Origin of the sequence: Arthrobacter sp. efr-133-R2A-63 (assembly GCF_030209795.1) — a bacterium.
Lineage (GTDB): Bacteria > Actinomycetota > Actinomycetes > Actinomycetales > Micrococcaceae > Arthrobacter > Arthrobacter bambusae_A.
This window is the reverse complement of record NZ_JARVRG010000004.1, coordinates 214,546-236,455: the sequence shown is the minus strand read 5'-3', so window position 1 is coordinate 236,455 and position 21,910 is coordinate 214,546. Positions and strand designations below refer to the sequence as shown.

Annotated in this window: 18 protein-coding genes; 7 read left to right on the top strand and 11 right to left on the bottom strand. The window is 64.6% G+C overall.

The features are described from left to right. Nucleotides 1-58: 58 nt before the first annotated feature. The 7 genes from secA to mtrA form a co-directional block, all read right to left on the bottom strand. The gene (secA, locus tag QRN45_RS01720) at nucleotides 59-2,803 is read right to left on the bottom strand and encodes a preprotein translocase subunit SecA (protein ID WP_284762276.1); all 2,745 of its coding nucleotides are present in this window, start codon (nucleotides 2,801-2,803) and stop codon (nucleotides 59-61) included. A 134-nt stretch (nucleotides 2,804-2,937) separates the two neighbouring features. Beyond that, on the bottom strand, nucleotides 2,938-4,179 hold the full coding sequence (locus QRN45_RS01715; protein ID WP_284762275.1) for a winged helix-turn-helix domain-containing protein: 1,242 nt from the start codon (nucleotides 4,177-4,179) through the stop codon (nucleotides 2,938-2,940). Nucleotides 4,180-4,210: 31 nt separating this feature from the next. Next, complete coding sequence (hpf, locus tag QRN45_RS01710; RefSeq protein WP_241709213.1) at nucleotides 4,211-4,936, bottom strand: ribosome hibernation-promoting factor, HPF/YfiA family; 726 nt, start codon at nucleotides 4,934-4,936, stop codon at nucleotides 4,211-4,213. 158 nt (nucleotides 4,937-5,094) lie between these two features. Then, the gene (locus QRN45_RS01705; RefSeq protein ID WP_284762274.1) at nucleotides 5,095-5,973 is read right to left on the bottom strand and encodes a ComF family protein; all 879 of its coding nucleotides are present in this window, start codon (nucleotides 5,971-5,973) and stop codon (nucleotides 5,095-5,097) included. 80 nt (nucleotides 5,974-6,053) lie between these two features. Continuing rightward, entirely contained in the window at nucleotides 6,054-7,790 is a 1,737-nt protein-coding gene (locus tag QRN45_RS01700; RefSeq protein WP_241709211.1) for an LpqB family beta-propeller domain-containing protein, read from the bottom strand. Then, nucleotides 7,787-9,766 carry an MtrAB system histidine kinase MtrB gene (gene mtrB / locus QRN45_RS01695; protein WP_241709210.1) on the bottom strand — a complete coding sequence of 660 codons (1,980 nt, stop codon included), beginning with the start codon at nucleotides 9,764-9,766 and terminating at the stop codon, nucleotides 7,787-7,789. The genes QRN45_RS01700 and mtrB overlap by 4 nt, the downstream gene beginning before the upstream one ends. Continuing rightward, complete coding sequence (gene mtrA, locus QRN45_RS01690; RefSeq protein WP_059387541.1) at nucleotides 9,738-10,412, bottom strand: MtrAB system response regulator MtrA; 675 nt, start codon at nucleotides 10,410-10,412, stop codon at nucleotides 9,738-9,740. Before mtrA ends, mtrB begins: the two co-directional genes overlap by 29 nt. Before the next feature lie 392 nt (nucleotides 10,413-10,804). Here mtrA and QRN45_RS01685 point away from each other — a divergent pair, with 392 nt between their 5' ends. From QRN45_RS01685 to QRN45_RS01660, 6 genes are read left to right on the top strand one after another with little or no spacing between them, the layout of a single operon-like run. Continuing rightward, nucleotides 10,805-11,854, top strand: a complete 1,050-nt coding sequence (locus QRN45_RS01685) for a DUF7847 domain-containing protein (RefSeq protein ID WP_284762273.1) — start codon at nucleotides 10,805-10,807, stop codon at nucleotides 11,852-11,854. Further along, nucleotides 11,851-12,537 (top strand): DUF4129 domain-containing protein, encoded by a 687-nt coding sequence (locus QRN45_RS01680; RefSeq protein ID WP_284762272.1) that lies wholly within the window; start codon nucleotides 11,851-11,853, stop codon nucleotides 12,535-12,537. The genes QRN45_RS01685 and QRN45_RS01680 overlap by 4 nt, the downstream gene beginning before the upstream one ends. After that, the gene (locus tag QRN45_RS01675) at nucleotides 12,534-13,703 is read left to right on the top strand and encodes a DUF4350 domain-containing protein (RefSeq protein ID WP_284762271.1); all 1,170 of its coding nucleotides are present in this window, start codon (nucleotides 12,534-12,536) and stop codon (nucleotides 13,701-13,703) included. Before QRN45_RS01680 ends, QRN45_RS01675 begins: the two co-directional genes overlap by 4 nt. A gap of 26 nt (nucleotides 13,704-13,729) precedes the next feature. Further along, a complete protein-coding gene (locus QRN45_RS01670) occupies nucleotides 13,730-14,773 on the top strand; it encodes an AAA family ATPase (protein WP_241709199.1) in 1,044 nt (347 codons plus the stop codon). A gap of 49 nt (nucleotides 14,774-14,822) precedes the next feature. After that, nucleotides 14,823-16,115, top strand: coding sequence for a DUF58 domain-containing protein (locus tag QRN45_RS01665; RefSeq protein WP_284762270.1), 1,293 nt, complete (start codon nucleotides 14,823-14,825; stop codon nucleotides 16,113-16,115). Nucleotides 16,116-16,170: 55 nt separating this feature from the next. Next, nucleotides 16,171-16,902, top strand: a complete 732-nt coding sequence (locus QRN45_RS01660) for a DUF4166 domain-containing protein (RefSeq protein WP_284762269.1) — start codon at nucleotides 16,171-16,173, stop codon at nucleotides 16,900-16,902. Nucleotides 16,903-16,920: 18 nt separating this feature from the next. Here QRN45_RS01660 and QRN45_RS01655 read toward each other — a convergent pair whose 3' ends face one another. Both QRN45_RS01655 and QRN45_RS01650 read right to left on the bottom strand, forming a co-directional pair. Next, complete coding sequence (locus tag QRN45_RS01655; protein WP_284762267.1) at nucleotides 16,921-17,958, bottom strand: uroporphyrinogen decarboxylase/cobalamine-independent methonine synthase family protein; 1,038 nt, start codon at nucleotides 17,956-17,958, stop codon at nucleotides 16,921-16,923. Between the two features lie 4 nt (nucleotides 17,959-17,962). After that, the gene (locus QRN45_RS01650; RefSeq protein ID WP_059387536.1) at nucleotides 17,963-18,349 is read right to left on the bottom strand and encodes a chorismate mutase; all 387 of its coding nucleotides are present in this window, start codon (nucleotides 18,347-18,349) and stop codon (nucleotides 17,963-17,965) included. 78 nt (nucleotides 18,350-18,427) lie between these two features. Here QRN45_RS01650 and QRN45_RS01645 point away from each other — a divergent pair, with 78 nt between their 5' ends. Continuing rightward, nucleotides 18,428-19,087: an NADPH-dependent F420 reductase gene (locus tag QRN45_RS01645; RefSeq protein WP_284762266.1), complete on the top strand. Its 660-nt coding sequence runs from the start codon at nucleotides 18,428-18,430 to the stop codon at nucleotides 19,085-19,087. An 81-nt stretch (nucleotides 19,088-19,168) separates the two neighbouring features. On the opposite strand, the gene QRN45_RS01640 is transcribed toward QRN45_RS01645, so the two are convergent. Then, nucleotides 19,169-20,878, bottom strand: a complete 1,710-nt coding sequence (locus QRN45_RS01640) for an ABC transporter ATP-binding protein (protein ID WP_078108373.1) — start codon at nucleotides 20,876-20,878, stop codon at nucleotides 19,169-19,171. Further along, complete coding sequence (locus QRN45_RS01635; RefSeq protein ID WP_078108372.1) at nucleotides 20,875-21,909, bottom strand: ABC transporter permease; 1,035 nt, start codon at nucleotides 21,907-21,909, stop codon at nucleotides 20,875-20,877. The genes QRN45_RS01640 and QRN45_RS01635 overlap by 4 nt, the downstream gene beginning before the upstream one ends. Nucleotide 21,910 lies beyond the last annotated feature (1 nt).

Here is a 21,910-nt window from a genome sequence, read left to right as displayed (position 1 = left end):
AGCAAACGGAGAGGGACCAGAACTGGTGTTCTGGTCCCTCTCCGTTTTCGCTGCAGTGTTAGCGGCGCTTCCTCTTGTTGGATCCACGCTGCTTGTCATCGGCGGCGGCTTTGGCCGGGTTGCCTGAGCGTCCCGAGGTCCGCCCCTCAACGCGGGTCTGGCTCGCGCCGTCCTCTCCAGGTGCTGTGTACTGCAGCTGGAGAGGCTTCTCCGGGGCTTCGAGGCCGGCCGCGCGGATCTGCGGATCGTGATGTTCGACGTGACCGCCTTCGGGGCTGCCGTCCACCACCACCACGTCTTCGGCGGGCGTTACTTCCACTTCCAGGTTGAAGAGGAAACCGACGCTCTCCTCGCGGATGGCCTCCATCATGCTCTGGAACATCGTGAATCCCTCACGCTGGTACTCGACCAGCGGATCCCTTTGGGCCATGGCGCGCAGGCCGATGCCCTCTTTGAGGTAGTCCATCTCATAGAGGTGTTCCTGCCACTTGCGTCCAAGGACCGAGAGGACAACCCTGCGCTCGAGCTCGCGCATGTTCTCGGCGCCGATGGCTTCTTCCCGCTCCTTGTAAACGAGCTGCGCGTCCGAAAGAATCTCGTTTTTGAGGAATTCAACGGAGACGCGGGCCTTGCCGCCGGCTTCGTCAATAATCTCCTGGGCGGTAACGGTTACCGGGTACAGCGTCTTGAGATTGGTCCAGAGTTGGTGGAAGTCCCAATCATCGCCGGTTCCCTCTGCCGTGGCGGCATCGATCAGGGCGTTGATGGTGTCCTCCAGGAAGAACTGGACCTTCTCGTGCAGGTCGTCGCCCTCCAGGATCCGCCTGCGGTCGCCGTAAATGGCTTCGCGCTGGCGGTTCAGGACGTCGTCGTACTTGAGGACGTTCTTTCGCTGCTCGGCGTTGCGCCCTTCAACCTGGCCCTGGGCCGACGCAATTGCACGGGACACGAGCTTGGATTCGAGGGCAACGTCGTCCGGCACCGAGCTGTTCATCAGGCGCTCGGCCGCACCGGAGTTGAAGAGCCTCATCAGGTCATCGGTCAGCGAGAGGTAGAAGCGGGACTCCCCCGGGTCACCCTGACGCCCGGAGCGGCCACGGAGCTGGTTGTCGATTCGACGGGATTCGTGGCGTTCCGTGCCTAGGACATACAGCCCGCCAAGTTCAAGCACTTCCTCATGCTCGTCCTTGACGGCCTGCTTGGCCGCTTCGAGTGCTTCCGGCCACGCGGCCTCGTACTCCTCGGAGTTTTCTTCAGGGTCCAGGCCGCGCTTTGCCAGTTCGGCGATGGCCGTGAACTCGGCGTTGCCGCCCAGCATGATGTCCGTACCACGGCCGGCCATATTGGTGGCTACCGTGACGGCGCCCTTGCGTCCCGCTTGCGCGACAATCGCGGCTTCCCGCGCGTGGTTCTTCGCGTTCAGGACCTCGTGCCGGATGCCGTCCTTGGCCAACAGCTTGGCAAGGTATTCGCTTTTCTCCACGCTCGTGGTGCCGACGAGCACGGGTTGGCCCTTTTCGTGCCGTTCCGCGATGTCCTTCACCACAGCTTCGAACTTCACGATTTCGTTCTTGTACACGAGGTCCGACTGGTCGATGCGCTGCATGTCCCGGTTGGTGGGAATAGGCACCACGCCAAGCTTGTACGTGCTCATGAACTCCGCGGCTTCGGTTTCGGCTGTGCCGGTCATGCCCGAGAGCTTGGAGTACATGCGGAAGTAGTTCTGCAGGGTCACCGTGGCGAGAGTCTGGTTCTCGGCCTTGATCTCGACGTTTTCCTTGGCTTCGATCGCCTGGTGCATGCCTTCGTTGTAACGCCGTCCGGCAAGGATGCGCCCGGTGTGTTCGTCGACAATGAGGACTTCGCCGTCCAGGATGACGTAGTCCTTGTCCCGCTTGAAGAGCTCTTTGGCCTTGATGGCATTGTTCAAGAACCCAATGAGCGGAGTGTTGGCGGATTCGTAGAGGTTCTGGATGCCGAGGTAGTCCTCGACCTTCTCGATGCCGGCTTCGAGAACGCCGACAGTGCGCTTCTTTTCGTCGACCTCATAGTCGGTTTCAGCCTGGAGACGCTGCACGACCTTGGCGAATTCGCTGTACCAGCGGTTGGTGTCACCCTGGGCCGGACCGGAAATAATGAGCGGCGTACGGGCCTCGTCGATGAGGATGGAGTCTACTTCGTCGACAATCGCGAAGTGGTGGCCGCGCTGCACAAGCTCCGATTTGTCCCACGCCATGTTGTCGCGCAAGTAGTCGAAGCCGAATTCGTTGTTCGTGCCATAGGTGATGTCCGCCGCGTACATCTGACGGCGCACTTCGGGATCCTGGTTGGACAGGATGCAACCGCTGCTGAGGCCAAGGAACCGGTAGACGCGGCCCATGAGTTCGGACTGGTATTCGGCGAGGTAGTCGTTGACTGTGACGACGTGCACGCCTTTGCCGGTCAGCGCATTGAGGAAAGCCGGAGCCGTGGCCACGAGGGTCTTTCCTTCACCGGTCTTCATTTCGGCGATATTGCCGAGGTGAAGAGCGGCGCCGCCCATGAGCTGGACATCGAAGTGGCGCATGCCCAGGGTGCGGGAGGAAGCCTCACGCACGGCCGCGAAAGCCTCCGGCAGGAGATCGTCCAGCTGCTCGCCGTCCTCGTGACGGGCGCGCAGCCTGTCCGTCTCCTCGCGCAATTCGGCGTCTGAGAAGGTCTTGAAAGAGTCTTCGAGGGCGTTGATGGAATCGGCATAGGTCCGCAGTTGCCTCAGGGTTTTTTTGTCACCCGTGCGGAGAAGTTTTTCGATAAGTGATGCCACGTAAAGTTGCTCCCAGTCTCAAGCTGCCGAATTCTGGCGGTTTCAGTCTACGGGAGAGACCAGCGCCACGCGGCCCCGTTTCCCTGAGAGCGGAGCGCAAACGCCCGCAAGGCCGCTGCCGGCCCCTCCGGATCTCAGCCGCGGGCCAGTTCCGAGGCGAGCGCCGGCGAGAGATCGCCCATCGGGGACACGACGACGTCGTCGAGGCCCAGCCACTCGGCCATCAGGCGCAGCTCAGCGGAAAGCTCGACGGCGGTGTCCGCCGGAGCGTCCGGCTCCGCATGGGCGGCACGCACCAGAAGCTGCTTCGCCGCGCGGTCCGCCTTGAGATCCACGCGTGCGACCACGGCGTCGCGGAGGAGGAAGGGCAGCACGTAGTAACCGAACTTGCGCTTCTCCGCAGGCGTGTAGATCTCGATCCGGTAATGGAAGCCGAACAGTTCCTCGAGCCTTCTGCGCTCAAAGACGAGTGAATCGAACGGGCTGAGCAGTGCGCGGCCCGTGGCCGCCCGCGGCAGCCTGGCGTCCACATGCCGGTACAAGGCCCGGTCCCAGCCACGCACGGTGACCGGCTCCAGGCGCCCGGTGGCAACAAGCCTGTCGATCGATGCCGCAGCGGCCTTCACCGGAGTCCTGAAATAATCGGCGAAGCAACGGATTGTTCCGATGCCGTGGGCCTGGGCTGCGGCGTCGATCAGCCGGTCCATGGCCGCTACCGACAGATCGGAGTCCCCGTCCGGGAGCGATCCCGCGCGGGCAGCGACTCCAGGCAGCCCCGGAGGAAGAACCCTCGACGTCAGCGTGTACCGGCGCTCGAACTGCTCCGTCCTGGACGCAGCCGTCACGAGTCCTTCTTCAAACAGGTGCTCCAAAACCCTTTTGACGAGGTTCCAGTTCCAACCCCAGTTATCGTGCTGCCGATCTTCCTGGTGCCCCAGGTGCGCGGTCAATTGCGCGGCAGTCATGGGGCGCCCTGAGGCGAGCGCGCCCAGGATCCGGCTGGCCATGTCCTCCCGGATTCCGCGTTCCAGGTGGGCCGCGCCCACCCAGGCACGGTTTTGCCAAAGAAGCAGATCCTGAAAGTGTTCCGGGCGGATGAAGCTGGCCTCGTGTGCCCAATACTCCATCATGCGCCGGGGACTTCGCCCGGCCATGGCGTGAAGGATGCTTCGGTCGTAATTGCCAAGCCGCGAGAAGAACGGAAGGTAGTGACTGCGGGAGAGGACATTGACGGAGTCGATCTGCACCACCTGGAGGCGGGCAAAGGTGCGGCCCACCGCCCGTGAAGTCACGGGGCCGGTGGGCCGTTCCTTGTCCAGTCCTTGGGCCGCCAATGCAATCCGCCGTGCCTGCAACAGGCTCAGCGAAGCGGCCATGCCAGTCCTTTCATGGGAATACGAAGGCGGCCTAGGCCGTGGCGGCCTGGTCCTTCGAACGGTAAGCGTGGATCTGTTCCTCCACGGGTTCGTCTCCTGGTTCGCATGTGGAGTCCAGAGTGATTACTCCATATGTCCAGCCACGGCGACGGTAGACAACCGACGGCGTGTTGGTTTCCTTGTCCACGAACAGGTAGAAATTATGGCCCACCAATTCCATGTTGTCCACCGCGTCATCAAGGGTGAGCGAAGCGGCGGGGAAAACCTTGCGACGAATCAGGACCGGGGAATCACCGGCCGGAATGTCGTTGTCGACGTCGTAGGGCGAGCTCTCCACCGGTGGCGTCGTTGGCTCCTGGTGGTTGCTGGCCTCTACATAGATGGGTTCGCTCGCGCTGGCAGGCTCAAGCGTCGCAGTAGCCTCACGAACGGCTTTGGGGGTGTGGCGGCCGTGGTGGACCTTCTTGCGGTCCTTGGCCCTGCGGAGTCTTTCCAGCAGCTTGCTGTAGGCGAGATCAAAGGCGGCAAATTTGTCAGCGGCGCTCGCTTCGGCCCGGATCACAGGGCCCCGGCCCAGAACTGTTACTTCCACCGTGAGCTGGCCCGGTGTCTGGCGCGGGTTGGTTTCCTTAGAAACCTTCGCGTCAACCCTCTGGACCTTGTCCCCAAGCGATTCAATCTTTGAAATCTTCTCGCCGGCATACTCGCGGAAGCGATCCGAAACGGTCAGATTACGGCCGCTGATCATGAACTCCATGGTGCCCTCCAAACAACTCAGGTGACACGATAAGGGCGCTTCTCGGGGCTGATCTGACGGACAGTCGAGCCCCTTTCCGAGCCGCTATCGACAGGTACATCTGTTCTTGGTACCCATAACCGACGTTAGTTCATCGCCACGGGTAATTCATCCTTTCGTCACTTATTTTTTGTTTGAGTCGATTCGGGCAGGGCAGCTGGTCCGCCCGTAGGAAGGTCCCATCCGGCCGGTGGCCGGGTGGCTGCAAGGACCACAGCGCCACACACCACACCTCCAGCCGCCGACACTGCCCGGGCGGCTTCGGCGAGGGTGGCACCCGTGGTGAGGACGTCGTCGACGATGACGCAAGCCCGGCCCTCCAGGGAACCTTTTCGGAGAAGCCGAACGGTCATGGAGCCGCGGACACGGCGCGCACGCTCGCCGCGGCCCAAACCCTTTTGCCCGTTTCCCGGTCCGGGCGCCGTCTTCAACGCATCCGCCAGGTGCATGCCCGGCAAGGCGTCCAGGCGCCGCAGGCGGCCGAGCAGGAGATGGACCGGGCTGAATCCGCGACGCCGGAAGGCCGCATTGCTGCTGGGGACAGGGACAAGGCAGATGCCCTCCCCGTCGCCAACGGCAGACCGGATGGCCGTGCCCAGTGCAGGCGCGAGCACCGAGGCAAGCCGTCCCTGGCCCAGATGCTTGAAGGAGAGAAGGGCCTGGGCCAATTCGTCCCGATAGTGTCCGCCCGCGACAACGGGCAGGAGCACGGTTCCATCCACCGTGAGCAAGGCCGGAGCTTGCCCTTCAGCGCGGAATGGTCGGGAGCACAGAAGGCGGAGGTGCCGTGCACAGGTGCCGCAGAGCGCCGAATCCTCGGAACCGCAGCACACACATTCCACCGGGGCAAGAACCGCCAGCAGCTCAAGGAAGGAGTCCCCTGCGCCCAGCGCAAACCTCGCCAATCGGGAATGATGGACTCCCCGATGGCGCGCGCCGCCACCCGGGACGACGGCAAGGTCCGGGTCGCGCTCCCGGCAACGGCTTTCAGTTCCCATGCCCCCAGCATCCGGCTCATCGCCGTCGGCAAACACTCCCCAAGCGGGCTATGTGGAAACCCGAGTTTCGCAGAAGGCGCCTAGCCGGGGAACGAAGGGTCTATCGGACCCTTGAGTTGCAGTTCCCAGCCGTTGCCCACCCGTTGGAACACACCGGCCCCCGACTGTCCGAAAATCTGCTCGGGTCCGTTGCCCGCACTGATGGTTGTCAGGTTCGGCCATGCAGGCAACAGCTGCGGCTGGCCCGACGTCAAGGACAACAGTTCGGGAACCACGTTATCGGTTGACGAGGCTTTCATCACCGCGACCGTCGTGGAATTGACCCAGACCCCTTGATCAACAGGTGTGGACGAGAACAAGGTTGTGGGTGGCGTCAGATCCTTGGGCGTGCCGTCGGGATTGCGGAGAATACCGGTCACCTGCACCGATGACTTGCCGTTCATCTCGGAGATGACCAGTGCGCGGGTCCCTTCGCGGGAAACCCGGAAGTCCCTCACCACGCGCCCTGCCAGCCATGGCGGCGTCATCGTCACAGTGGGGACGGGCTGGCCTTGAGGAACATTGGACGGTTTGAACGCCACCACCTCGGTGGCACCGTTGCCCCCCGGACCTGCCGTCCAGACCCAGTCCTGCGGGCTGAACGAGGGATGGCTCAGGGTGGTCCTGGTTGTCAATTGCCGGGCGGGCTGGCCCGGAATCATCGAATACAGAACCGTGCCGGCACCGTTGAGGAAGGCCACCGCCTGTGATGTCGGAGACTCGGCGGGAGCGCTCGGGTTCAGTCCGGCCACCGGCTGCATGTCCGGAAGGGCGGACACCCTGTTGTTCTCGTAGCGCACCAGTTCGTTGTTACTGATGGCGATTTGGCGCGCAGGAGCGTTCTTCTCCAGCACCGGCGGAAGGACCGAGCCGTTGTCCTCCACCCGGACAAGGTCCTGGTCTGCCCGCAGCTGGACGTTCACCACGTCAGGCTGGCTGCGGAACGTCAGGGTCAGTTGGTTTTGCATGCGCTGCCGGTCCTCGGCTGAGGCATCCACGAGTTCCTTCGCGGAAAGGTCCACTTGCGCTGCTCCCGACACCACAGGCACCGACTCCCTCGCCAGCTTCATGCCGGAAGGAAAAGCACTGACGACCGCACCTTGGAGGTAGGGCGCAGGGCCGTCGAGCAAGGCGCTGGTCATGGCCTTCACAGTGTTCTTCTTGATGAACCACCGGACGTCCGGAACCGCATACGTAAACGTCGGGTCGTAGAAATAGATGGGTTGGGCCGCGTAGATGACCTTGAACGTCTCTTCGGGGATCGCGGTGCCGTCCGGGACCGCGGAGATCCGCCACTCGCCGTCGACCTGTTCCAGCGTCACCGGAATTGTCTCGGTGGTTCCTTCCGGGAACTGGGTCGCAACGCCGTCGGCGTCAACCGAGTACGCGAGGTCCAGCTGGTACTTGAACTCATTCTCCACGCCGGTCTTGACGACGGTCGCCTTGCGGAAAACGAGCGTGCGCTTGTCGGACTTCCAGCTGACGGACAGCGCCTGCGTGAGGTATTGCCGGGCCACCGCGTAGTCGCCCTCGTAACCGCTGCCTGCACCATAGAAGTCTTCAATGATGGACTCCGGGGTGGCTCCGGGGTGCGGTGGCGGCGGGAAGAAGACGGGAGCGTTCGGGTTGCCCGCGCTTTCGTCCTTGCTCTTTCCCACCGGCCCGGACCGCGGAATCTGCGCGCAGGAACTGAGAACCACCATGAGGACGGCCAGAACGGCAATCACGGCCCTTAATAGGTACGGACGCCCGGACCCTCGGGTGCGTCGGAAAGTCATGGTGCCGTCCCCCCTTGGTGATCGTCGACGTCGTTGTCGGGCGCCGCAGGCAGTGCGGGCGGCAGTGACGGATCGTCCGCCGGGCCAGTCTCCACGGCGGAACCGCGCTCCGGGGGCGGATCGCCCGCTTCCAAGACGAGCATGTGGCGCTCCGGCGCCGCGCCGGGCAAATGGATGTCCGCGGGTTCAAGCTGCAAAGGCGATTTCACGATGGTGCCCCCCTTCTTGAGGGGCAGCGTCAGCCGGAAGTTGGAACCGGATCCCTTGCGCCCCCAAGCCTGCAACCAACCGTTGTGGAGCTTGGTGTCCTCCGCGGCGATGGAAAGCCCCAATCCGCTGCCGCCCGTGGTCCGGGCACGCGCGGGATCGGCGCGCCAGAAACGATCAAAGACCCGCGCGGTTTCTGCCGCGGTCATCCCTATGCCGAAGTCACGCACCGAGATCGCGACCGCATCGTGGTTGGCGGCAACGGAAACGTGGACAGGCTTCCCCTCGCCGTGTTCGACGGCGTTGAGCAGCAGGTTCCGCAGGATGCGGTCGATCCTCCGCGCGTCCATCTCCACGATGATGCGCTTGTGCCGCGAGGTAAGGCGCACATCGGAGCCGTACTCTGCGGCGACGGGCGAGGCGCCGTCGATGACGTGGGCGACGACCTGGAAGATGTCGGTCGGTTCGGCGTCCAGTACCGCGGCCCCGGCGTCGAAGCGCGAAATCTCCAGAAGGTCCGAGAGCAGCGACTGGAAACGCTCCACCTGGTTGTAGAGCAGTTCCGCGGAGCGCTTGTTGATGGGGTCGAAGTCGTCCCTGGCATCGAACAACACTTCCGCCGCCATCCGGACGGTGGTGAGCGGTGTCCGCAGTTCATGGGACACATCGGAGACGAAGCGCTGCTGCATCTGGGACAGGGTGGCCAGCTGCGTAATCTGTTCCTGCAGGCTCGCGGCCATGTGGTTGAAGGAGGCGCCCAGCCTGGCTACTTCGTCTTCGCCCTTGACCACCATCCGCTCCTGCAACTGGCCTGCGGCCAGCTTCTCGGACACGACGGCGGCGTGGCTCACGGGACTGACGACGTTCCTGGTCACATACCAGGCAATGCCGCCGATCATCAGGATGAGCGCGGCCCCGCCGGCCCACAGCACGTTCTGGATTTCGTCCAAGGTTTGTTGGGCGGTATCCAGGTCATACAGGAGATAGAGCTCGTAGACCGTGCCGTTGAATGTGACCTTGTTGCCGACGGCGATGCCGGGATGGTCCTGGTTGCCGACCGGGAACTCAGTGGATGCCCAGTATTGGTCCTTGCCCGATTCCTGCACAGCCTTGCGAAGTGCCGGAGGAATGACGCGCACCGTCAATTGGTCCGAGGCCCGCGATTCCACCCAGCGGTTGCGCGGCTTGGTTTGTTCGGGCATCGCTTCGAAGACATAACGCCGCTGGATGACCGAGCCATTGCCCTCCACTGCCTTGAGCGTGTCGTACACGAGGGTGATGACGCTTGACTGGTCGTTGGCTTGTGAACCGTCGAAGGTGTCCTGGACTTGCTTGACGTAGTAGCGGCTCTCGGATTCGGCTTGCTTCAAACGTTCCTGGAACAGGTTGTTCGCGATTTGGTTTGAGAGGTACGCGCCGACTACCGCAAAAGACACCATCGACAGCACAATCGTCACCGCGACGGTCCTGAATTCGAGGGAGCGGCGCCAACGGCGCAGCAGGGCGCGCCACAAGTACCGGATTCCCGGCCGGATGTGGCGAAGTCCGGTCACCACGAGGCGGGAGACACGCAGTGCCAGGATGAGGGCGCGGCGCGTCCATATGCGGGTGCGCTCGAGGATCCAGGGGAGATTCAGTGCCCGCGCGTCCGTGTGTTCCGGCACAGGATGTCCTGGAACAGGATGTTTGACCTTGGCCGCCGCGGCCTCTTGGTCAGTGCCGGGCTCGCCGGTGGAAGACTCAGGCGCCTGCTTTATATCCGACACCACGAACCGTCAATACAACTTCGGGAGCTTCCGGGTCACGTTCGATCTTGGACCGGAGGCGCTGGACATGGACGTTGACCAGCCGGGTGTCGGCGGCGTGGCGATAGCCCCATACCTGCTCAAGGAGCAGTTCACGGGTGAAGACCTGCCAGGGCTTGCGCGCCAAGGCGACCAAGAGATCGAATTCCAGCGGCGTCAGCGAGATCCGCTCTCCGCCGCGGGTCACCAAGTGGCCCGCCACGTCAATGGTGACGTCGGCAATCCGCAGTGTCTCGGGCGCCTTCTGGTCTCCCGGGCGCAGCCGGGCACGGACCCGGGCCACGAGCTCGGCAGGCTTGAAAGGCTTGGGCACGTAGTCGTCAGCACCGGATTCAAGGCCGCGGACGACGTCGGAGGTGTCCGATTTGGCGGTGAGCATGACGATGGGGACGTCCGACTCCCCGCGGATCTGGCGGCACACTTCGATGCCATCCGATCCGGGCAGCATCAGGTCAAGCAGTACCAGATCTGGCTTTGAGGAACGGAAGACCTCCAGCGCTTGCCCACCGTCCGCGCAAAAAACCGGGTCGAAGCCGTCGTTCCGCAGCACGATGCCGATCATTTCGGCCAGCGCTTCGTCGTCGTCTACTACCAGGATGCGTGCCTTCATAGTTATATATTCCCTTATCACCAAGCCTTTGTCCCGTTGAGCCCGATCACGGCATGGCGCGCTGCAGCCCGCAAGCGAATGGGCTATGAGGCACGACGGCGGAACTATAGGCTGGTGCGAACGGCCCCTTCCGGGGTCGGTGCACTGCTGCGGACGCATCTTTTGGGGAGGAAAACGTGTCACAGCCAGACCCGGCATACCGGCCTGAGCAGGGACCCCGACCGCCGTGGGGCGCACCCCCGCCCGGCGCGCAGCCACAGTGGGGCGCGCAAGCACAGTGGGGCGCGCAACCACAGTGGGGCGCGCCGCAGTATCCGGGGCAAGCGTGGGGCGCGCCGGCCGATCCGCGTTGGCCGGCCGGCAGTCCACCTCCCTATGGCCAGCCACGCTACGTGGCTCCCCCGAAACCCGGAATCGTGCCCCTCCGCCCGCTCTTCTTCGGTGAGATCATGGACGGCGCGTTCCAGACCATCCGCCGGAACGCGAAGACCATGTTTGGATCGGCCCTTATTGTCCAGGCGATCACCGGCGCATTGAGCGGGGTGGTCGAGTTTGCCACGCTAGGGATCGCCCGACCTCCCGTAGGGGGCTTCACGAGCCAGGACGAGGCGACGCAATACTTCAGCCCGGTCCTTGGCGCGGCTGCCGGGATCATGGGAATCTCGTTGCTCTCCATGGTGCTGGCGGCCATCCTTCAAGGAGTCATGGCGATTCCCGTCGCCAGGTCGGCGTTGAACCGGCCCACCGGGTTCAAGCAAATGTGGTCCCTCGCCCGCTCGCGTCTCTGGCCCCTGGTAGGCTTCGCCGCCCTCATCCTCGCCGGAGCGTTGCTGTTCTTCCTCGTCCTGTTCTTGTTGGCCGTCCTCATCCTGACTGGATTGGGACCGGTCGGGGGGCTGTTGCTTCTCCCAATGGGACTGGGCGCGATCGTCGTATATGCCTGGATCTACACGAAGCTGATGGTGGCCCCCGCGGCGATCACCGTAGAGGAACTCGGCGTCTTCGCCGGTCTCCGACGCTCGTGGGCGCTGACCACCCGGAACTGGTGGCGGATCTTCGGAATCACGCTGCTCGTGGCCTTCATGGTGGGTATCATCGGGTCGGTCATCCAGATTCCCCTGAGCTTGGCGTCCGGCGGAGTAACCGCTGTGTTCGCACCCCATGCCGGGGCCCCGCAAGTGACCACCACGGCCATTGTCCTGGCAGTCGTTTCGCTGGTGGTCGGGATCCTGGTAAGCGCCGTTGGCTTCGCTTTCCAAACCTCGGTAGCGGCCCTGATTTATATGGACCTGAGGATGCGGCGCGACGGACTGGATGTGGAGCTCCTGCGCCTCCTGGAAACCGGGGAAGATCCCGACGGCGTTCCGGGCCGCCGCGGGCCACGTCAAGCCGGTGCGCAATCGTGGCCGCCGACCACCGGTCAGGGCTTCCACACAGGATGATTCCGGCATCCGCTCCCTTCGCCTTTCTTTTCGCCGCCTCCGAGCCTCCCGTTGATCCAGACCGCGCCGAAGCGCAACGGTGGGCGGTTGAGGAACTGTCCAAACCGCAGTACGCAGCCGCCAAACCCAGTTGGATAGACCAGATATGGAACCAGTTCATCGACTGGCTCCGCTCCTTGAACGGCGACTCCATCAGCGGGCCGAATATCGGAGTGCCGTTGATCGGCGCCCTGGCCGTGGTCCTCATCGTGGTCGCGGTGATCGTTGTCAGGCCAAGGCTCAACGCCCGGAAGAAGATCTCGGCGGATGTTTTCGACGGCGAGGCAACAGCTGACGCCGGCGCGTTCCGCGCTCGGGCAGCTGCTGCGGCAAGCCGCGGGGACTGGCAAACGGCCGTCGTCGAACAATTCCGTGCTGTGGTCCGCTCCGCGGAGGACCGGGCAATCATTGATATCCAGGCTGGCCGGACCGCGGACGAGGCGGCTGCTCAATTGGGACGCGCATTCGGGGAAGCCAGTTCGCGGCTCGAGGAAGCGGCCCGCATTTTCGATGGCGTGAAGTACGGGAAAGCAACTGCCACGGCTTCCGATCATGCTGCAGTGCTGGCCTTGGACACCGGACTGTCGGGCATGAAACCTGACTTCGCCGGCCAACCCGCCATCGGTTTGGCGGTGCCGCGATGACCGCCGACACCCAGGAGCTCCGATGGCCCGCGCAGTTGCGGGCCTGGTCGCGCCGCCATGTGGCCTGGATCATCATCGGTGCCATCGTCGCGGTATTGGGCGTCGTCACGGTGACGCAGTCCCCCGCGAACCCGGACAGCGCACCCCTCTCCGCCGGCAATCCGGCGCCGGATGGTGCGATGGCCGCCGCCGAAATCCTCCGGCGGCACGGAGTCGCGGTCACGGAATCCGATTCGTTCGCGAAGACCACCTCGCTGCTGGCGAAGGAGCCGGGCGCCACCGTCTTCCTGTATGACCGCAACGGCTATCTCGATTCCGCCCAGTTGCGCAGCTTGCTGCAAACGGCCGCGCGGGTGGTGGTCGTGGCCCCCGGGCTCCGCACCCTCACGGGACTGGGCAGCGGGATCCATAGCGCCGGGGTGGTTCCCGACGGTACGTCAACGTTGGAAGCTGGATGCGGTCAGGCCGATCCGCTGGCAGCAGGGAGTGTCTCCGCGAAGGGCGCGTTCCTTTACACAGGGGCCGAAGCGATGTGCTACCGCCCGAGCAGCAAGGACGGCGGCATGTACGCGGCCACTGCGGACGGACGGCTGGTGGTACTCGGCAGCGCAGCCCTGCTCAGCAATGATCTCCTTCAGGTGGAAGGCAATGCCGCGTTGGCACTCCGAACCCTCGGGCCTGCGCCGGATCTCGTCTGGTATCTGCCCGGCCTTGGAGACGTACCGAATGACGGCGGGCCGCCTACGCTGAATGATTTGGCGCCACCGTGGGTTGGCTTCCTGGGCTTGTGGTTGGCGGTGATCGCGGTGCTCGCCGTGCTGTGGCGGGGCAGGCGGCTTGGTCCGCTGGTGTTCGAGCCGCTGCCGGTGGTGGTCAAGGCCGTGGAGACCGCGGAAGGCCGCGCGCGTCTGTACCAGGATTCCCGCGCTGTGGGCCGGGCAGCCGATAATCTCCGGGCCGGCACGTTAACCAGGCTTGCCAAGCACTTCCGACTCGGACCCGAGGCCGGCGCACAAGCCGTCCTCGATGCCGTGTCCCGGAAGGTCACCCGGCCTGCACAGGAACTGCGGACGGTACTGCTGGACCACCGGCCACGCAGCGAATCAGAACTGGTCCACTGGGCACAAAGCATCGAAAAACTCGAGCAGGAGGCAACGGCCCCATGAGTAATCAACCGCTCAGCAATCAAACAATGAGCAATCAAGCGAACAGCTTCACAGACGGCGACCATGGCTACTCGGGAGGCCCGGCGTCGCACGGGCAACCGGCGCCGGCCCCTGCGACGTCCGATACTGCCCGCAAAGCGTTGCTGGATGTCCGTCACGAAGTAGGCAAGGCCGTCGTCGGGCAGGATGCAACGGTAACGGGCATGCTCATCGCGCTGCTGTGCGGGGGGCACGTACTGCTTGAGGGTGTTCCGGGCGTTGCCAAGACCCTGCTGGTGCGTGCTTTGTCCGCCGCCCTGAGCCTGGATACGAAGCGGGTCCAGTTCACGCCGGACCTCATGCCCGGTGACGTCACGGGCTCGCTCGTCTACGACTCGCACACCTCGGAATTCACCTTCCGCGAAGGACCGGTGTTCACCAACATCATGCTGGCGGACGAAATCAACCGAACGCCTCCCAAAACCCAGGCTTCGCTGCTGGAAGCCATGGAGGAGCGACAGGTATCGGTGGACGGGCTTTCCCGGCCGCTGCCATCGCCCTTCATTGTGGCCGCGACGCAGAACCCGGTCGAGTACGAGGGCACGTATCCGCTGCCCGAGGCCCAGCTGGACCGCTTCCTCCTCAAGCTGTCCATGCCGTTGCCCGGACGTGCAGAAGAGATCGAAGTGGTCCGAAGGCATGCGGAAGGCTTTGATCCACGCAATTTGCCCGCGGCGGGAGTCAGGCCCGTAGCGGGGCCCGCCGAACTCCAAAATGCCCGCGACGCGGTGGCCGGAGTGACAGTTGCCCCAGAGATCCTCGGCTACATCGTGGACGTCGTGCGGGCGACGCGGGCGGCGCCGTCGTTCCAGCTGGGCGTCTCCCCGCGTGGTGCCACGGCGTTGCTGAACACCTCGCGTGCCTGGGCATGGTTGTCCGGACGCAACTTTGTCACCCCCGACGACGTCAAAGCACTCTCCCTTCCGTGTTTGAGGCACCGTGTTGGGCTTCGTCCCGAGGCACAAATGGACGGTGTGCACATAGACGATGTCCTCGGAAGCATCCTGGCTTCTGTTCCCGTGCCACGTTGAGAGGCCGTGCCTCATGACTGTCCGAACCATGACCATCCAGGGGTATTGAATGGCGATCACAGGCCGCTTCGTGCTGCTGGTTTTCGCCGCGTTGGCCCCCTTGGTCCTGTTTCCCGCCTGGAGCACGGTCCTTCTCACCACCGCCGTCCTGCTCGCGCTGTTGTTGTGCGACATCGTGCTGGCCGCATCGCCCGCGAAAATCGCCCTGCAGCGGAAGGACCCGGGGAATGTCACCCTGCATTCGGAAACGGAGTCCGTTCTGACGCTGGAGAACGGCAACCGGCGAACCTTCCGCGGGCTGGTGCGGGACGCCTGGCAGCCGTCCGCCGGGACCGTCGCCGCGGTCCAGCGCGCCGATATCCCGGCTGGTGAGCGGCGGCGAGTGTCGGTACGGCTGAGGCCCACGCGGCGCGGCGAGCTGACCGCACCGCACGTTACGCTGCGTTCCTTCGGCCCGCTTGGCCTGGCTGCCAGGCAACGTACCGTGGCCCTCCCCGGCCGTCTGCGCGTCCTGCCGCCATTCCATTCCAAGCGGCATTTGCCGCCCAAGCTGCGGAAACTGCGGGAGCTCGACGGCAAGGCGGCCGTGCAGATCCGCGGAGCCGGCACAGAGTTCGATTCCCTCCGCGACTACGTCCGGGGTGACGATGTGCGCTCCATCGACTGGCGGGCCACCGCCCGGCGCACCGCCGTCGTCGTCCGGACCTGGCGGCCGGAACGGGACCGACGCGTCGTGATCATGCTCGACACCTCGCGCACGGCGGCAGCCCGGATAGACGACGAGCCCCGACTGGACACCGGGATGGAGGCGGCGCTCTTGCTGGCAGTGCTGGCTGAACGGGGCGGAGACCGCGTGGACTTCTTCGCCTTCGACAGGCGCGTCCGCGGGCGCGTCGATTCGGCGGCGAAAGGCAATCTCCTCGGCTCCCTGGTCCAGGCCATGGCTCCGCTCGAGGCGGAACTGATCGAGATGGACTGGGCCCGGATCCCGGCCGAGATTCGGGCCATTTCGGCGCACCGTTCCCTCGTGGTCCTGTTGACCTCGCTCGACAGCGGCGCTCCGGAAGAGGGACTCATCCCCTTGGTAGCGCAACTGGCGCGGCAGCACGTGGTGCTGATTGGATCGGTCCGGGACCCCTTGCTGGGACGGATGAAGGAGGAACGCACAACGGCGAGCCAGGTCTTCCGTGCGTCTGCCGCCGAACGTGCCCTGCTGGACCGTGAGGCCGTGAGCGCCCAATTGCGGCAGCTTGGCGCGGAGGTAGTCGACGCCGAGCCCGTGGAATTGCCGCCACTCCTGGCGGATGCGTACATTCGGCTGAAGGCCGCAGGCCGCTTGTAGCCCGGCCGGGCGCCGTGTCCACAAGAATCAATTACCCGGAATCCGAGGAAAGCACATGAGCACACCCATCTACGAGCTGGCGCTGGGCGCCAAGTTCCGCCAATTGCAGCCCGAGCTCCAGGACTACTTCTCCCTCGCCCCGGGTTCCGGATACTACGGAATCGGCGAGGGCGTCTTCGACGTCGTCGGTTGCCGCCAGAAATGGCTCCGCCCCCTCCTTGCCACGGTCGCCGGGGAAGAGGCCTTCTTCCCCGAATACGGGGAGCGCATCCCGTTCCGCATCGAAAATCATGCGCACCTTGACCCGTTCGGGCGCTCCAGCCTCACTGCCCGGCGTGAAATCTTCTTCCCCGGGCACACCCGCTTGTTCCATGACACCACCGTCGCGGAAACCAGCAACGACGGCACCCGTCTGGTCGACTACGTGGGCCGGTATCGCCGGCTCGCCACGGCTTTGGACCTGGACGTCACGCCCGAGGGGCGGCTTCGCGGCGTCTCGGGCGCCTCGCGTTTGTTCCTGGGTCCCCTGAGGCTCGCCCTGCCGGCTTACCTGGACGCCAAAGCCTACGCAGAGCAATGGTGGGATGCGGCAGAAGGCAAACATCGGATCCAGGTGAAGGTCCTTCAGCGCCATGTGGGCCTGGTCCTGGTCTACGCAGGCTCCTTCGATTACCGTTTGGCACCCTCGCTACCAGCGACCGATGGTGCCGTGGCGGCCCGCACCGCGACTGCCGCCGTCGGGCTCCCCCGTTACGCCGAGCCGGACCGGTGGGAACGGCGGGTCTAGAAGGCGCCGGACGAAAGGCTAACCGAGCGCGAGCTGGTTCAGCCCGTCAGCAAGCTGGGTCAAGCGGTTCAGAACCTCTTTGGCTCCCGACGGCGAGTACCCGGCCAGCCCGTCCGACGGCGTGACACGCACGGCCCCCAGGCTCGACGCCGGCAGGCCGAGTTGGCGCCAAGGCCGCCACACGCTGTCCACGAGTTCGGCGGTGCGTGGCAGGTTTGCCCGCGGATTCTCTACGGGGAGGGCGCCGGCCCACACACGTTTGCCCGCTTCGACGGCGGTGGCAAGCTGTTCCCATTGGCGCGTGGTGAGTGCTTTGAGCGGAAGCGCGACGCCGTCGGCCCCGGCTGCGAGGATCTGCTGGATGGGTGCTTCGATCTCAGGAACCGAAACCACTGTCTCCGCGACTCCCGCGGCCCGCAGCGCGTCGATGACCAGACGCCAGGCGCCCGTGGCCTCTTCGACCGGGATGGCGCGCAGGGTGCGGTAACCGCTCGCGGTGGGAATGGTGCCCGCCAACACGGAAGAGACGTCCGGCTCGTCGAGCTGGACCACTATCCCGGCGCCCGGCACGGCATCGCGGATCCGGGACACGTGCTCGGCGACGCCGGCCGCCAGGGACTCGGCAATGTCCCTCCTGGCGCCGTAATCAAGAAGGGCGCGCTCCCCATTGTGCAAATAGAGGCCGGCCGCGAGGCTCAAGGGGCCGCGCAACTGAATCTTGAGTTCCCGGGCGGAGGTCTCTTCCGAGCCGGCAACATCGGCGAGGACGTTGATGTCCGTGGCAAGCGCAGACTTGGCGCGCCGCAGGTCTTTCCCCGGGCGGTCAACCAGGCGCCAGCCGTGTGGCTGGACATCGATCGCCAGCTCGACCAGAAGCGATGCAGTCCGGCCGAGGGCGTCCGAGCCGACACCGCGGTCGGGAAGCTCGGCAAGGAACGGCAGGTGCGGGCTGCCCAGCTCGCCACGGATCACCCGTGCCGCCTCGGCAGGATCAGTCCCGGGCCAGGGACCCAAGGCCGTGGCGGTGACCTGGTTCTGCGTGGTTTCGGCAGGCACGTCGTCAGGCCTGCGCGATGGAAGCCTGGTGGCCCTCGGCGATGGCCTCGTGGTGCCGGATGACCTCGCTGATGATGAAATTCAGGAATTTCTCGGCGAAGGCAGGATCGAGGTGCGCTTCTTCGGCGAGCCGGCGCAACCGGGCAATCTGGGCGGACTCGCGCCCCGGATCCCCTGCAGGAAGCTTGTGCGTCGCCTTGAGGACGCCCACTTTCTGGGTGGCCTTGAAGCGTTCCGCGAGGAGGAAGACGAGGGTGGCGTCGATGTTGTCGATGCTGGACCGGATGGAGAGCAGCTCGTCCATGACGGCCTGGTCCACACGGCCTGCAAGGGAGCTGGCGGAAGGATCGAAGGAGTCGGCGTCGGGGAGGGCGTGGTTCTGCTCGGTCATTCCTCCAGTCTAGGGTGTGCCGGCCGGGCCTTGAGGGGCAGAATGGGCATGTCCACGCCGATGATAAGGAGAGCACGCATGAAGATCGCAGTTCTTGGCACCGGAATGGTAGGGCATGCCCTGGCAAGCAAATTGGTGGAGGTCGGCCACGAGGTCATGATGGGTTCCCGGGAGGCCGGCAATCCCAAGGGTACGGAGTGGGCTGCGCAGGCAGGGCCGGGAGCGAGTTCCGGTTCCTTCGCCCAGGCGGCCGGCATGGCGGAAATCGTGGTCAACGCAACCCCGGGCACGGTCTCGCTCGCAGCATTGAGCGAAGCCGGGGCCGCGAACCTGGCCGGCAAGGTCCTGGTGGACGTATCCAATCCGCTGGACTTTTCCAAAGGGTTCCCGCCGTCGCTCTCCGTCTGCAATACCGACAGCATTGCCGAGACCATCCAGCGTTCCTTCCCCGAGGCCCGTGTGGTCAAGACCCTCAACACTTTGACTGCTCCGCTGATGGTTGATCCGCTCAGGCTTGCCGATGGTGCCCATGACGTCTTCGTGGCGGGGAACGACGACGACGCGAAAGCCACCGTCGTCGGGCTCCTGCGGGAGTTCGGTTGGATTCCGGAGCACATCCACGACCTGGGCGGGCTCGACGCCGCCCGCGGCCTTGAAATGTGGATGCCGCTGTGGCTCCGGATCTTCATGCGCCAGCCGAAGGACAAACTCTTCAACATCAGCATTGTGTCCGAATAGCCCAGACGGAACGGACATGCCCGCCCTTCGTGGAGAAGGGCGGGCATGTCCTTTCTGGTGGATCACCGCTTCGATGGCGGGCTAGATGCCCAGCAGCTCGCGGTTCTCTTCCCGGCGTCGGGCCTGTTCGTCAGGATCCGGCACCGGCAGCGAGGCGATCAGCCTACGGGTGTAGTCGTGCTGGGGACTGCCCATGATCTGGCTGCCGATCCCTTGTTCCACGAGCTTGCCCTTGTACAACACTCCGACCCAATGGGAGAGGATGTCCACGACGGCGAGGTCGTGGCTGATGAATAGCGCGGCAAAGCCGAACTCTTCCTGGATGTCCTTGAACAGTTCCAGGACCTTTGCCTGCACGGACACGTCGAGGGCCGAGGTCGGCTCGTCGGCGATCAGGAGGCGCGGGTTGAGCGCGAGCGAACGCGCCAGCGAAGCACGCTGGCGCTGCCCGCCGGAGAGCTCGTGCGGGAAGCGTTCAGCGTACGACGCCGGCAGCTGCACCGATTCGAGCAACTGCGCCACGCGCAGGCGTGCTTGAGCCGGGCTGGGGTGGGTATGGATGAGCAGCGGTTCCGCCACGCACTCACCAATGGTCAGGTGCGGGTTGAACGAGGCGGCCGGGTCCTGGAAGACGAAGCCGATGTCCTTGCGCAGCGGCTTGAACGTGTGCTCCTTGAAGCCCAGCATTTCGTAACCAAGCACCTTGAGGCTGCCCCCGGTTGCCCTGTTGAGGCCCGCGATGGCCCGGCCGATCGTGGACTTGCCGGAACCGGACTCGCCAACCAGGCCGAAGACCTCGTTCTCAGAGACCGTGAAGCTGACGTTGTCCACGGCCTTGAACCCAGGCTTGCCGAGGCGGCCTGGATACTCGATGGTGAGGTTCTTTGCCTCAACCAGGACCTTTCCGCCTTGGTGCAGGCGCTCAGTGGCCCCTTCAGACGCTGAGTTGCGGCCGAGGTGCGGCACGGCGGCCAGCAGCTTCTTGGTGTAGTCCTGTTTGGGCTCCGCGAAGAGCACCCTGGAAGTAGCCTCTTCCACGACGTCACCTTGATACATGACCACGACGCGGTCCGCCAGGTCGGCCACGACACCCATGTTGTGGGTGATGAGGACAATCGAGGTGCCGTACTTGTCACGCAGGTCCCGGAGCAACTGAAGGATTTCGGCCTGGACCGTGACGTCCAGGGCGGTCGTCGGCTCGTCCGCCACGATCAAACCCGGGTTCAAGGCAAGCGCGGCAGCGATGACCACGCGTTGCTTCTGCCCACCCGAAAGCTGGTGGGGATAGTAGTTGACGCGGGTCTCCGGATCGGGGATGCCTACCTTGCGCAGGGCTTCGGTAGCCCGCTTCTTGGCTTCCCTGGCCGAGATGCGGTGTCCGTCCGAGGCATGGGCCCGAATGCCTTCGGCGATCTGCCAGCCGACCGTGAACACCGGGTTCAGGGCCGTTGACGGCTCCTGGAAGACCATGGCTACGTCGCGGCCGCGGATCTTGCGCAGTTTGGACGCGCTGACGCTGATGACGTTGTTGCCGTTGATCAGCACGGCTCCGGAGCTGATGGCTGTCTCCGGGAGCAAGCCGAGGATGGTCTTGGCCGTAACAGTCTTGCCGGAACCCGACTCCCCCACGATCGCCACGACTTCGCCGGCTTTGACCTCGAGGCTGACGTCCTTGACCGCGTAGACGTCGCCGCTGTCCGTGGCAAAGGTGACTTTGAGCCGTTCGATGTCCAGGACCGGCTGGCCGGATTGCAGCGGCTGGTCCGAAATGTTGCCGATGTTGGTGGTCATGCCTTACCTGCTTCTGGTTCAGGAGTGGTGGTGGCCCCTGTGTTCTTGCCGTCGGTTCCTGCCGTGGCCTTCGAGCGGGAGGCCTTGCCTCCAGCACGCTTGCGACCACGTAGCCGGGGATCGTTGAGATCGTTGATGCTCTCGCCGACCAGGGTCAGCCCCAGCACCGTGAGGACGATCGCGATACCCGGGAAGACGCCCGTCCACCAAATGCCGGAGGACGCGTCTGCCATGGCCTTGTTGAGGTCGAAGCCCCACTCTGCGGCTGAGGACGGTTCGATGCCGAAGCCCAGGAAGCCGAGGCCGGCCAGGGTCAGGATCGCTTCGGAGGCGTTCAGGGTGAACATCAGCGGAAGCGTCCGGGTGGCGTTCTTGAAGATGTGCCGGGTGATGATCCGGAAGCTGGAAGCACCCAGGACCATGGCCGATTCCACGAACGGCTCGGCCTTGAGCCTGATGGTCTCGGCCCGGATCACGCGGAAATACTGCGGAACGAACACCACGGTGATCGAGAAGGCGCAGGCGAGGATTCCGCCCCAGAAGCTCGACTGGCCACGGCTGATGACGATCGACATGACGATCGCCAGGAGCAGGGAAGGAAAGGCGTAGATGGCATCGGCGATGACTACCAGCACCCGGTCCAGCCAGCCGCCGAAGTAACCACTGAGCAGGCCCAGCGCCACGCCGAGGAAGATGGACATCGCCACGGCGACGACGATCACGGTCACCGCGGTCTGTGAACCCCATAGGACGCGGGAAAGAACGTCATAGCCGCCCACCGTGGTGCCGAGCAGGTGCTTGCTGCTGGGGGCCTCCTGGGTGGGGAACGAGCCGGAAGCGTCACTTAGTTGGGAATAGCCGTACGGTGCGATGAACGGCGCAAGCACGGTCGAGAGAAGGAAGAGCCCGGTCAGCACAAGCCCTGTGATGAGCATGCCCCGCTGGAGGCCAACGCTCTTGTTGACGTGGGAAATGACGGGAAGTCCGGACAGGAAGGACTTCTTTCGTCCTGAAATTGTTGCAGTGCTCATG